This is a genomic window from Arthrobacter sp. ZBG10, from assembly GCF_001238605.1.
In the GTDB taxonomy this organism is placed as follows: Bacteria; Actinomycetota; Actinomycetes; order Actinomycetales; family Micrococcaceae; genus Arthrobacter.
Genome location: NZ_LFQH01000063.1, coordinates 1 through 12,642, shown reverse-complemented (window position 1 = coordinate 12,642; position 12,642 = coordinate 1). Strand labels below are relative to the sequence as shown.

At 68.4% G+C, this 12,642-nt stretch carries 9 protein-coding genes and 1 pseudogene; 2 read left to right on the top strand and 8 right to left on the bottom strand.

Going from position 1 to position 12,642, the window contains the following annotated elements; translation table 11 throughout:
* Positions 1 to 44: 44 nt before the first annotated feature.
* Positions 45 to 1,325: a glycosyltransferase family 87 protein gene (locus ACU18_RS15180; RefSeq protein ID WP_442853716.1), complete on the bottom strand. Its 1,281-nt coding sequence runs from the start codon at positions 1,323 to 1,325 to the stop codon at positions 45 to 47.
* A 365-nt stretch (positions 1,326 to 1,690) separates the two neighbouring features.
* Here ACU18_RS15180 and ACU18_RS15175 point away from each other — a divergent pair, with 365 nt between their 5' ends.
* Positions 1,691 to 1,900: a hypothetical protein gene (locus ACU18_RS15175; protein ID WP_050686857.1), complete on the top strand. Its 210-nt coding sequence runs from the start codon at positions 1,691 to 1,693 to the stop codon at positions 1,898 to 1,900.
* A 13-nt stretch (positions 1,901 to 1,913) separates the two neighbouring features.
* On the opposite strand, the gene ACU18_RS15170 is transcribed toward ACU18_RS15175, so the two are convergent.
* Positions 1,914 to 2,486 carry an MOSC domain-containing protein gene (locus tag ACU18_RS15170; protein WP_050686856.1) on the bottom strand — a complete coding sequence of 191 codons (573 nt, stop codon included), beginning with the start codon at positions 2,484 to 2,486 and terminating at the stop codon, positions 1,914 to 1,916.
* 75 nt (positions 2,487 to 2,561) lie between these two features.
* Between ACU18_RS15170 and ACU18_RS15165 the strand changes: the two genes are divergently transcribed.
* Positions 2,562 to 3,527 carry an alpha/beta hydrolase gene (locus tag ACU18_RS15165; RefSeq protein WP_050686854.1) on the top strand — a complete coding sequence of 322 codons (966 nt, stop codon included), beginning with the start codon at positions 2,562 to 2,564 and terminating at the stop codon, positions 3,525 to 3,527.
* A 15-nt stretch (positions 3,528 to 3,542) separates the two neighbouring features.
* Here the strand turns inward: ACU18_RS15165 and ACU18_RS15160 are convergent, their stop codons facing one another.
* From ACU18_RS15160 to ACU18_RS15135, 6 genes and pseudogenes are all read right to left on the bottom strand, one after another.
* A complete protein-coding gene (locus ACU18_RS15160) occupies positions 3,543 to 4,811 on the bottom strand; it encodes an MFS transporter (RefSeq protein ID WP_231686102.1) in 1,269 nt (422 codons plus the stop codon).
* Positions 4,804 to 7,206, bottom strand: a complete 2,403-nt coding sequence (locus ACU18_RS15155) for an ATP-binding cassette domain-containing protein (protein WP_050686850.1) — start codon at positions 7,204 to 7,206, stop codon at positions 4,804 to 4,806. The genes ACU18_RS15160 and ACU18_RS15155 overlap by 8 nt, the downstream gene beginning before the upstream one ends.
* An 86-nt stretch (positions 7,207 to 7,292) precedes the next feature.
* Positions 7,293 to 7,712 carry a VOC family protein gene (locus ACU18_RS15150; RefSeq protein WP_050686848.1) on the bottom strand — a complete coding sequence of 140 codons (420 nt, stop codon included), beginning with the start codon at positions 7,710 to 7,712 and terminating at the stop codon, positions 7,293 to 7,295.
* Positions 7,709 to 8,155: a helix-turn-helix transcriptional regulator gene (locus ACU18_RS15145; RefSeq protein ID WP_050686846.1), complete on the bottom strand. Its 447-nt coding sequence runs from the start codon at positions 8,153 to 8,155 to the stop codon at positions 7,709 to 7,711. Before ACU18_RS15145 ends, ACU18_RS15150 begins: the two co-directional genes overlap by 4 nt.
* A gap of 106 nt (positions 8,156 to 8,261) precedes the next feature.
* Positions 8,262 to 11,864: a choice-of-anchor I family protein gene (locus ACU18_RS19395; RefSeq protein WP_082178361.1), complete on the bottom strand. Its 3,603-nt coding sequence runs from the start codon at positions 11,862 to 11,864 to the stop codon at positions 8,262 to 8,264.
* Positions 11,865 to 12,075: 211 nt separating this feature from the next.
* Positions 12,076 to 12,642 (bottom strand): annotated as a pseudogene (locus tag ACU18_RS15135) (formaldehyde dehydrogenase, glutathione-independent); the annotation flags it as partial.

Here is a 12,642-nt window from a genome sequence, read left to right as displayed (position 1 = left end):
GGGTGCGGACGCTGACCAGGTGGTCGAAGAAGCGGGTAGGAATGTCAGCTCTCCTTGAGTGCGGGAGCGGCGGCCGGCGTCTTGCGGCCCAGGAGGTACAGGCGGCGGACGCTCCACAGGAACAGGACCACCAGCAGGACGTTGCGGATGGTCAGCACCAGCGCCATCCAGGGGTTGTTGTGGCTGAGCGCGTCGTAGAAGAGGGGGTAGATGAAGTATGTGGCCACCGCGATGACGATCAGCATGGCGGCCGGGACGCGCCATTCACGCCAGCTGTGGGCCAGACCCACGGCAACAGCGGGGGCCAGCCACACCATGAACTGGGGGGAGCCCACCTTGTTGAACACCACAAACGCCGTGGCCAGGGTCAGGGCACCGGCCAGGAGCAGCTCGGTGCGGTCCACCCCGCCGCTGACCTTGCCGTTGTGCAGGGCCCAGAACGTCAGCCCCGCCACCAGCAGCGCCGCCAGAATGAGCAGGGGCTGCATCAGCACGGACATCACCGCCGTGCCCGGCCCGTCCACCTGCATGGAGTTGATGTCCGTGTTCATGTACATCCGCGAATCGCCCACGTTAAGCACGGACAGCCAGAGCCACGGGGTGGTGAACGTGGCTTCGAGCTGCATGCCGCGGTCACCCTGCTGGGTGAGGAAGTTAAGCAGCTTGGGGACACTGCCAAGGGCAGCGGCCAGCGCAACGACGCCCGCCGTCGTCGTAATGCCTGCAAGGACCACCAGGATCCGGTTCTTGACCACGGCAAACAACGCCAGCATGACCGCTGCCGGCCATACCTTGGCCCAGGTGCCGATGGCCAGCAGGATCGAGGCGATGAACGGCCGGACCACCCCATAGGAAAGGGCCACCAGGACCAGCGGTGCGGTGAGGCCGTCCACGCGGGCGAAGCCAAGCCAGCCCATCAGGAACGTAAAGACCAGCCACCACCAGGCGGCGGGGATGGCCTGGCTGTCGCGGCCGCGGTTGGTGAGCTTGAGCAGGGCCCAGGCGTTCAGGAGGGTGGTCATCAGGACCCACAGGAAGAAGAACGGCGCGGGACCGGCAACGCCCGCGATGGCCATGGGGATCAGGGCCAGGATGGGGTAGACCCAAGGGCTGGGCCCGCCGCTCAGGTTGGCGTCGTTGAAGCCGGCCAGCGCCCACGCGCGGTAGATGCCTGTGTCGCTGAACGCCTCGCCGTTCAGGGAAACGATACCGGCGAAGATCAGGAACACCAGGTGCACCACAATGAATCCGGCCAGCAGGCCGCGCGGGGTGTTCAGCCAGGCCCGCGCACGGGACGGGATGACGACGTTACGGATCCGGGTCAGATTGCCGAAGAAGGCGTCGGTGGAAATGGCGGAATCCTTGTCGTCGTGGCACCGCCGGCTGCAGCGCAGAAGAGGCGTTTGTCATGCCGCAGGGCGGGTCTCGGGAGCAGTGGAGCCGTTTTGCGCGCGGCCTCCGCTCCTCGTCCAGTCTAATTGACGGCGCCGCGCTGCCGGTCAAGGCCCGCCCACCCGGCCGCTTTTGTCTGGTGTGACCTGCGGTTACCCGCCGGTAGTTAAATAAAGTTGCTTGCTGTGACTTGACGGTAGATTATGTTCTGGGCACACATATGCCTGATTGCGCCGGCGGCTTGGGGGAGCGGACCGGCGCGGACCCGTATGCACCGTCCCCACCGAAGGTTCTCCCAATGACTGCTGACTTCCCACTGACACTGACCATCTCCGATCGCCAGAGCATGGACACCGAACTTGAGGCTGCCGTCGCCGCAGCCAAGGACCACGCCCTCGCCGGGAAGCAGCACGGCATCCTGGTGACCCGGCACGGGGTGGACACGTTCACGGTGGCCCTCAGCGACGCTGTGCCCTTCGGCCTCACCCGCGAACACCAGGCCTGGTAGGCCGGTCCGCGGCTCAGGGCAGCCGGCTGGGCCGTAAAACGTGCGCGACGCCGGCCTGGCCGGGGTCCAGCGGTACCGGGCTGACCAGCGTGGCGGGCCCGCGGTGCAGCGTGCCGTCCGAAAGGGCCCGGCACCGGATCCCGCCCCGGCCCCGCATGGCCGCATGCGCTCCGTCCGCCAGCATCCGGTCCATCCACGCGCACGGATGCGCCGGCCGGCCGCCATGGAATTCCACCACGGAGCCACCGGATTCCACGGCAAAGTCCCGGCCCAGCAGCGGCGCGAGCTCAGCGCCGCGGAGCACCACGTTCCGGCGCGCCAGCAGTGGATCGAATGGCCCCGCACCAAGCTCCGCAGCCATTGCCTCCAGCGCCTCCACCGCCAACAGGGTCACCGCTGCATCCATGTGGGCGGCCTTGCCAAAAAACCGGTCCCCGACGATCCCCTTGCCCGCCACCACGTCCGCCTGCCCGGCGTCGATGGTGGGAACATCGGCGGCACCGTCCCGTGCCCGGCCGAAATAGGCATGTGCGGGGGACACCAGGACGTGCAGGATTTCGACGTCGTAGCGGTACATGTCAGCCATGCTCCCAAGCGTAGGGCAGGCAGCACCGGACGGCCTGCGGTGCAAAAGTATCTCCATGATGGAAAGATCTTCCCCATGAGCTCTCTTCAGCACGCGCCAACAACCCCCTCAACGCGCCGCCCGGTCCTGCACTGGGTGTCGCTGGCCTGCGCCGCCGCGCTGGTGCTGGTCCCGGTGGCGATGCTGGCCGGGAATCCGGCGGTGCTGGGCGGGCACCCGCTGCTGCCGGCGCTGCTGGTGGTCGCCGCCGTCGTGGGCCTTGCCTGGGGAGTGCTGGAATTACGACGCCGGCGCGAGGCCCGGCAGCGCGGGAAGCTCCGGTCCGTGGGGGCCTGGGCCGGTCGGATCGCCATCTTGGGGCTGGTGGCCGCTTTGGCGTGGCTCAACCCGTTCGCCTACCAGCCGGGCAGCGCGGCCGAGGCCGGGCCGATGTCCGACCTGACCGTCACCGAAACGCCGACGGCGATCACCATGGCACCTGACGGCGCCCCCGCCACCACGGGGCTCGTCTTCTATCCGGGAGCCCGCGTGGATGCGGCGGCGTACCAGGAGATCCTGGCGCCCGCGGTGGACGCCGGGTTCCTGGTGGTGATCCTCAAGGAGCCCCTGGGGTTGAGCCTGCTGGACGGCAACCAGGCCCGCGCCGCCATCGCCGACAACCCGGACATCACCACCTGGGCGGTGGGCGGACACTCGCTCGGCGGCGTCAGCGCGTCCACCTTCGCCGGGGACAACGCCGACGTCAGCGGCCTGCTGCTTTACGCCTCCTACCCTCTGGCTACGCTGCGCGACAAGCCGGACCTGGCCGTGCTGTCCGTCACGGGCACCGCCGACGGGCTCAGCACCCCGGACAAGATCGACGCATCCCGCGGTCTGCTGCCTGCAGACTCGGAGTTTGTGGCGGTCCAGGGTGGGGTGCACGCCTTCTTCGGCAGCTACGGCCCGCAGCCGGGCGACGGCGAACCCGGCATCAGTGCCGACGCCGCCAGGGACCAAATCTCCGCCGCCACGGTCACGTTCCTGCAGCGCGTCACGCAGTAGTTAGGACACCGGGCTTCACCGGCCCGGCACCGCCACCTCAACGTTCCCCGGCTCGTTCCGCGCTGCCCTGGTGGCCAGGACGCGGGCAAACACCAGCACCAACAACCCGGCCGCGGGCACAAACAGGAGGCCAACCCGCAGGGACGACGCATCGGCGATGGCCCCCACCACAGGCGGCGAGGCCAGGAAGCCCACCCGCAGCAGCCAGCCCACAATCGTCAGCCCGGCGCCCGGCCTGAACCCGGGAAGTTCGTCGGCTGCGTGCATCGCGGCGGGAATGAGGGTGGCCACCCCAAAGCCGGCCAGGCCAAAACCGGCCACCGTCCCCAGGACGCTCGGGAACGCCAGCGCGGCACCGGTACCCACCAGCACCAGCACACCGCCGGCCCTGGCAACGGCCCGCTGGCCGAAGCGGTCCACCATCCGGTCACCGAGGAGCCGGCCCACAAACTGCATGCCCTGCAGGGAGATGAAGCCCAGGCCCGCCATAAACGCGGACGCGCCCAGGCTGCCGGCCAGGTAAATGGCCAGCCACGAACTGCCGGCATCCTCCACGATGGCACCGGACGCGGCAATCGCCACCAGTGCCAGCAGGATCCCGTACCGGGCCGCGGCTCCTGGGATTTGCAGCGAATTGCCCGTTTTCGCGGAAGCGGAAGCCGTAGCCGCCGGACCGTCGGCGCTGTCAGTCCCTTCAGCGCCATCCGGCTCCGGCCCGGCCAGGAGCCAGCGGGCCGCGGCCAGCGCCGCCGCCCCGAACACCACTGCCGAGACCGCCAAATGGAGCAGGAGCGGGACCCCGGCTTCCGCCGCCGCCGCGCCCACCACGCCGCCCGTGACCGCACCGAGGGACCAGACAGCGTGGAACGAATTGATGATGGACCGGCCGTACAGCCGCTGCACCCGGAGCCCGTGCGAGTTCTGCGCCACGTCGGTCAGCGAATCCATGGCTCCGGCCAGGAAAAACGCCGCGGCGAGCACCGCCCAGCTGGACGCGGTGCCGGCCGCCAGGATCCCGACGGCGGTCAGCAGGGTTCCGGCGACGGCCACCCGGGAGGAGCGGAAACGGCGGATGAGGTGGCCGGCGCTGAGCCCAACAAGCAGGGCACCCAGCGGAAACGCGGCAACGGCAGCGCCGAACGCGGCGTTCCCCAGGTCAAGGTCCGCCTTGATCTCCGGGTAGCGCGGCAGGAGGTTGGCGAACAGGGCGCCGTTGGTGAAAAACAGGATTCCGACGGCGGTCCGCGCCCGGCGCGCCGCCGCCGGAACGGCGGCGCTAGGCACCAACGTACGCGGCGAGGTGCTTGCCTGTCAGCGTGGACTTGGCTGCCACCAGCTCCGCCGGGGTCCCCTCGAAAACCACCCTGCCGCCGTCGTGCCCTGCTCCCGGACCAATGTCGATTATCCAGTCCGCGTGCGCCATGACCGCCTGGTGGTGCTCAATGACAATCACCGACTTGCCAGCCTTGACCAGCCGGTCCAGCAGGCCCAGCAGCTGCTGGACATCCGCCAGGTGCAGGCCGGTGGTGGGCTCGTCGAGGATGTAAACGTCGCCCTTTTCGGCCATCTGGGTTGCCAGCTTGAGCCGCTGGCGCTCGCCGCCGGACAGGGTGGTGAGGGGCTGGCCCAGCGTGATGTACCCCAGGCCAACGTCCGCAAGGCGCTCCAGGACCTTATGCGCGGCGGGCGTCTTGGCCTCGCCGTCGGCGAAGTACGTCAGCGCCTGGTCCACGGACATCGCCAGTACGTCCGCGATGTTGCTGCCGCCCAGCGTGTACTCCAGGACGGCGGCCTGGAAGCGGCGGCCCTCGCAGTCCTCGCACGTGGACTCCACCGTGGCCATCACGCCGAGTTCGGTGAAGATCACGCCGGCGCCATTGCAGGTGGGGCAGGCGCCCTCGGAATTGGAACTGAACAAGGCCGGCTTCACGCCGTTGGCCTTCGCGAAGGCCTTGCGGATGGGCTCCAGCAGCCCGGTGTACGTGGCGGGGTTGCTGCGGCGCGAGCCCTTGATGGCGCCCTGGTCGATGGTGATGATGCCTTCCCGGTTGGCCAGCGAACCGTGGATCAGCGAGCTTTTGCCGGACCCGGCCACACCGGTGACCACGCACAGCATCCCCAGGGGCACGTCCACGTCCACGTCGCGGAGGTTGTGCTTCGCGGCGCCGCGCACTTCCAGCGCGCCGGCGCGTTCGCGGAAGGAATCCTTCAGCGTGGTGCGGTCATCCAGGTGGCGGCCGGTGACGGTGTCGCTCTTCCGCAGCCCCGCCACGTCGCCTTCATAAACGATTTCGCCGCCGCCGGAGCCAGCCGCCGGGCCGAGGTCAACCACATGGTCCGCAATCGCGATGGTTTCCGGCTTGTGCTCCACCACCAGGACGGTGTTTCCTTTGTCGCGCAGCTGCAGCAGAAGGTTGTTCATGCGTTCGATGTCGTGCGGGTGCAGGCCGATGGTGGGCTCATCAAACACGTACGTGACGTCGGTCAGGGACGAGCCGAGGTGCCGGATCATCTTGGTGCGCTGGGCCTCGCCGCCGGAGAGGGTGCCGGCCGGGCGGTCCAGCGAGAGGTAGCCCAGGCCGATTTCGGCGAAGGAGTCCAGCAGGTGCTGCAGCCCGGCGAGCAGGGGTTTCACCGACGGCTCCTTGAGTTCCCGGATCCACTGGGCCAGGTCGCTGATCTGCATACTGCACAGCTCGGCGATGTTCTTGCCGTTGATCCTGGCGCTGAGGGCTTCCGGCGCCAGCCGGGTGCCGCCGCAGTCAGGGCAGGACGCGAACGTGACGGCCCGCTCCACAAAGCGCCGGATGTGCGGCTGCATGGCCTCCACGTCCTTGGACAGCATGGACTTCTGGATCCTGGGGATGATGCCTTCGAATGTGAGGTTGACGCCCTCCACCTTGATCTTGGTGGGTTCGGCGTAAAGCATCGTGTCCAGCTGTTTCGGGGTGAAGCCGGCCACCGGTTTGTCCATGGGCAGGCCCACACCTTCGAACAGCCTGCCGTACCAGCCGTCCATCGAGTAGCCGGGGACCGTCAGCGCACCCTCCGCCAGCGTTTTGGTGTCGTCGTACAGCGCCGTCCGGTCGATATCGCTGACGTTGCCCATGCCCTCGCAGCGGGGGCACATGCCGCCCAGGTACGTGACCTCGCGGACCACGTTCTTTTCGACGCGGCCGCCCTTCTCGGTGCTCATCACGCCGCTGGCCTTGCGGGTGGGCACGTTGAAGGAGAACGCGGTGGGCGGCCCAACATAGGGTTTCCCCAGCCTGCTGAACAGGATCCGCAGCATGGCGTTGGCGTCCGTAGCGGTGCCCACGGTGGAGCGCGGGTTGGCGCCCATCCGCTCCTGGTCCACGATGATCGCGGTGGTCAGGCCTTCCAGCCGGTCCACCTCGGGGCGGGCCAGGCTGGGCATGAACCCCTGCACAAAGGCGCTGTACGTCTCGTTGATCATCCGTTGCGATTCGGCGGCGATGGTGGCGAATACCAATGAGCTTTTGCCGGAACCGGACACGCCCGTGAACACGGTGAGCCGCCGTTTGGGCAGTTCGACGCTGACGTCCTTGAGGTTGTTCTCCCGGGCGCCCTGCACGGTGATCAGGTCGTGGCTGTCAGCGACATGCAGCCCGTCGTTGCGGCGGCCCTGGCCGGCGGCGGTTGTGGTGTCCGTGCTCATTGCGTCTCCATCTGTGGGCCGTCGATTTCCGGGGCAAAGCCGTTGCGGCTTTTGTTCCCGGCGCCGCTGGATCCAATACTGTCAGGTCAGGGGTGCTGGTTGATACGGACGGTGTTGCCGGCGGGGTCCCGGAAGGCGCAGTCACGGATGCCGTAGGGCTGGTCGATGGGTTCCTGGACGACGTCGGCACCGGTCGCCTCCACGGCGGCGAAGGCCGCATCCACGTCCGGTGCGGACAGGATGACGGTGGCATAGGTGCCCTTGGCCATCATCTCGGCGATGGTGCGGTGCTCGACTTCGGTGATGCCGGGGCCGGCCGCCGGTGGGTAAAGGACGATTGAGACGGCGGGCTGGCCCGCGGGGCCCACCGTTATCCAGCGCATTCCGCCGTAGCCGACGTCGTTGCGGATCTCGAAGCCCAGGCAGTCGCGGTAGAACGCCAGTGAGGCGTCAGGATCGGTGTGGGGAAGAAAACTTGAGCTGATGGTGATGTCCATGCCAGTCATGCTAATTGCGGCTCCGGGGCGGGCGCTTCTCGATTCCTGACCGGTCTGGTGACCTGTTTGGATACGCATGACGGAAGCCCCGCCGTCGTGCCCGCTGCTTCCGCTTTGTAGGTGCTGGGCGGCATCCCCACGAGTTCGCTGAACCGGGTGCTGAACGTGCCCAGGGAGGAGCAGCCGACGGCGAAGCACACGTCTGTGACGCTGAGGTCACCGCGCCGAAGCAGCGCCATGGCCCGCTCAATGCGCCGGGTCATGAGGTAGCTGTAGGGCGATTCGCCGAAGGCCAGTTTGAAGCGGCGGCTCAGATGGCCGGCCGAGACGTGGATTCCGCGGGCCAGCGACTCCACATCCAACGGCTGGGCGTACTCCCTGTCGATCCTGTCCTTGACGCGGCGGAGCAGGGCAAGTTCACGCAGGTAGGGGCTGGGTGCGGTGCTCACCATTTGATGGTGCTACGGCCTGCAGGGGTTGTCCAGAGCCGGCAACGGCGCCCGGCCTCCGTTAAGGTAGCCGGGCGCCGTCAGTGGAACCGGTAGGAACTGCCTAGAATCAGCTGTCCTCGGCCACTACGGCGGTCCGCCGGCGGCGGATGACCACCAGCACTCCGCCGAGCAGCGCCAGGATGATGCCCACCCCGGCCAGCGTCAGGGTGGCGCCGGTGGTTGCCAGGTTGTCCGGCAGCTTGGTGTCGCTGGTGCCATTGCCCGCGTTGCCGCCGTCGGATCCGCCATTGCCTGCGCCGGGAACCACTGCCCCGTCGCCCGGCACAACGGTGCCGCCGTCGCCTGACCCGTTGCCGCCGTCGGGAATGTCAGCAGCCAGGACGGCGCGGCCCAGCGGCGCCGGTTCAACTACGGGGTGCGCCTCGAAGTACTGGACCGTGGCAACCAGGTCGCTCTGCCCCGTGTCCGTGACGCGCCCGCCCTGGGCGAAGGTGGTGAAGTTGTCGCCGCCGGCGGCCAGGAAGGAGTTGGTCACCACGCGGAAGACGTCCCCGTCCGCCACGGCCTTGCCGGCGAACTCCATGGAGACCACGTGGCTGCCGCGCGCTGCCGCGGGGTCATAGACGTAGCTCAGCCCGTCGGAAATACCCAGGTGCAGCTTGGGCCGGGACGAGCCGTCCGGCTGCCACTGCTCCTCCAGGACGGCTTTGAGCTGGGCCCCGGTCAGGTCCAGCGTCACCAGCGTGTTGCCGAACGGCTGCACCGCCGCGACGTCCTTGTAGGTCAGCACGCCGTTGGTGCCGTAGAGCAGGTCTGCGCGGAGCCCGCCCGGGTTCATGATGGCGATCTGGGCCGCCTCGCCAGCGAATGACTCGTTGGACGTGGCCCAAAGCTGGATGTCCGCTGCCAGGTTGCCCAGCGATGATTCCACGCCGCGGTCCGAGCCGTTGGTGCCGCCGCGGAGGATGTCCGCGGTAATGGAACCGACTTCGACGGCGCCGGCCACCTCCGCCTGCGCTGCCGCCTTGGCCACGGTCTCCGCCACGGTGGCGAGGGGTTCGAACGCCCCGACGATCTGGGCGTCATCCCCTTCGCCGACGGTGGTGGTCAGGGACAACAGTCCGCCGGCCAGGGAGACGATGTCCTTGGTCGTCGGATCCACCTCGATGGTCAGCTGGTCCAGGGTGGTGCCGTACTGGTGTGCCTGCAGGACCGGGCGCTCGAGTCCGGCGCCGCCCTTGACCGGGAAGGAGCAGGCGTAGGACTGGTGCGTGTGCCCGGACAGGATCGCATCGATGTTGGGGGAGGAGTCCCGGACGAGGTCGCCGTAGGTGGTGTCCTCGGCTGCGATGGCTGCGCAGTCACTGCCTGCTGACCCGTCGTGGGCCAGCAGCACAATCACGTCGGCCTCGCCGTTTGCCGCGTCGCCGTCCGAGAGGTTGCGGGCCACGCGGTTTGCGGCGGCTGTCTGGTTCCCGAAGTCGATGCTTTCGATGCCGTCCGGTGAGACCAGCGCGGCGGTCTGCTCGGTCACGGTTCCGATGAAGGCGACCTGCACACCATCAACCTCCCGGATCGCGTACTCCTTCAGCGCCGGCGTTTCGGTGCCCTTGAGGTAGACGTTGGCGCCCAGCGCGAAGTCGGCGGCTTCCGCGCCCGCTGCGGGGTCGCCCGCGGCTGCGGCGTAGCGGGGGATAACGCGGTCGGTGAGGTCGGCGAAGCCGGCATCGAATTCATGGTTTCCGACGGCGGACACGTCCAGCCCGGCCTGGGCCAGCGCATCGATGGTGGGGTTGTCCTGCTGGGAGAAGGAGGTGAATGTTGACGCGCCGATGTTGTCGCCGGCTGAAACGAACAGCGTGTTCGGGTTTTTGTCCTTCAATGCCGTGACGGCACCGCCCAGGACGGCGGTGCCTGCTTCGGCTCCGTTTGCTTCGATGCGGCCGTGGAAATCGTTGATGCCCAGGACCTGGATGGTGGTGGTGTCCTTCGGCTCCCCAACCCCCAGCCCGTCGATGCCGAACAGGGTGGTGGTCCCGGAGACCTCGTTCCCGACGGCGAGCATCGGCTTACCGGTGGGGGAATCCCCGGCGGGGATGAAGGCCAGGCCTTCGGGACCCAGGTCGCCCGCGGCACCAAGCGTGTCCACGCCGTCGTCCTCGACCGAGACGGCGAAATCACGGTTGTTCACGTACGTCACGAACGTGCTGTCCTTGGGGGTGGAGATGTCGTAGACGGCGACGCCGCCTACGCGTTCGAAGCCGACGAACGCGTAGGTCCGGCCGCCCACCTCGCCGATCGCCAGGTTCTCCGGTTCGGGTCCCTTGTCGTCCGAGCGCCCTTCAAGGTTCGATTCGGAGTGGTTTGAGTTGAAGAACTCCGGGTTGGCGGCGTGGCTGATCCGCTCGAAGTCGTCGCCGGAGTCGAAAACCTGCCGCCCGTCGGTGGTCCAGATGGAGAAGGAGCGGGAGCCGAACGAATACAGTTCCCCGTAGCAGTCACCGGCGGCACCCAGGCCGGTGGCGGTGGTGACGGTGAGCCGGCCCAGGTCGCCGTCAGCGGTCAGGTCAGCCAGCGGGCTGTCTGCGCAGATTGGTGCCAGGCCGTCCTTGCCGAGGTCCTTGACCCGGGCGCCTTCCACGTAGTCGCCCCATTCGCGGGCATCGCCCTCGTTGGCAGTCACCAGGTAGGTGGCGCCGCCGGCGGTGTAGGCGTTGATCCCGTCGGGCATGTACATGCCGTTGAGGCCCTCGAAAGTGCGGATGTTGAACGCCGGGGCGTCTTCGGGGTCGCGGTCCGAGGCGTCGAGTCCCTGGCCCGCGAGGCCGTGGTCCTTGAAGCCAAGCGGCCAGACGTCCTCCACCGTTGCCGTGGCCAGGTCCACCACGGCCACAGCGTTGGCTTCCTGCAGCGCGGCGTAGGCTTTGCCGCCGTCGATCGCGATGTACTCGGGTTCGAGGTTGCGGGATACCGGGTGGTCGGCGCCGTGCGGGGTGGGGCCGAAGACGCGGACGTCCGCCGGCAGGGTTTTCGTCCCGCCGGCCTCGAAGGGGTGGAAAGTGGCGGTGCGGACAGCGGACTGGGCGGGTGCCGCCAGGCCGGTGGGAAGGTCGACGACGGAGACCGAACCTTCGGGGTCCACCGTGAAGTCGTCCGAGGGTTCGCCCTCATTGGCGACGACGGCGCGGCTGCCGTCCTTGGCGATGGTGACCATGTCCGGAAGGGCTCCCACAGTGACCCGTCCGAGGGCGACGGGGGCGTCGGCGGTGGCGTCGAAGAAGAGCAGGGAGCCGGCGTCGGTCTTGGTGGGTGCCTCCAGGGCTATGGCGCCCAGGCCGTCCGCGCGGATGGCGACGGAATTGGCCACCCCGCCGCCGGCGTCGCCGATCGAGAAGAGCTTTTTGGGGGCGGCCGGGTCCGCGATGTCCAGGACATCCACGACGGCGGCCTGCGCGTTGACCACAAACAGCCGCTGGGTGGCCGCGTGGTAGGCCACGATTTCCGCCGCGGACTCATCGAACTGGCCGGTTTCATAGGACCCGAGGGCCGTCAGCGAAAGGGCTGAGCCGGCGGCCGGGTACGTGATGGGCGAGGGGACGACGGCGGCCGAGGCCCCCGGTGCCACGACGCAGGATGCTGCGAACAAGAGCGCTGCAGAGGCCACCACGGCGCGGGCAAGCCCGCGTGGTGCGCGTCTGGATATCGGCATGGGTTCTCCCAGGAAAGGACGAGTGATACGTCCTGTCTAACCACGCCAGGCGACCGGAGGGTGAACGGCGGGTGTCCGGGGCCCCGGACGGTGCAGGTCCGGGTGCCGGTGGCGGCCGGGGAGAAAGCAGGAAAGGGAGGGCACCCAGGGTGCACTCCCTTTCCTGCGCTGACCCATCAGTACGGCCGGTCAGCAGTGGTATGTCCGTGCCTTAGTTGCTGAGGTAGCCGTTCGGATCGAGGACGTATTTGGTGGCGGCGCCGGCATCGAATTCGGCGTAGCCCCGCGGTGCGTCCTCAAGCGGGATCGAGGTGGCGTTGACGGCCTTGGCGATCTGGATCCGGTCGTGCAGGATGGCCATCATCAGCTGGCGGTTGTACTTCATCACGGGGCACTGGCCGGTGGTGAAGGACAGCGATTTGGCCCAGCCTGTGCCCAGGGACAGCGACAGGGAGCCCTTCCGGGCTGCCTCGTCCGAGGCGCCCGGGTCCCCGGTGACGTAGAGGCCGGGAATGCCCACGGACCCGCCGGCTGCGGTGAGGTCCATCAGCGAGTTCAGGACGGTGGCCGGTGCTTCGGCGGCGCCGTGGCCGTGGCCGCGGGCCTCGAAGCCGACGGCATCGATGCCGGAATCGACTTCCCGGACGCCGAGCAGCTGCTCGATTTGGTCGGCCGGGTCGCCGTCGGCAACGTTGACGGTTTCGCAGCCAAAGGAGCGGGCCTGGGCCAGGCGGTCCTCATTGAGGTCACCCACGATCACCACTGCGGCACCGAGGAG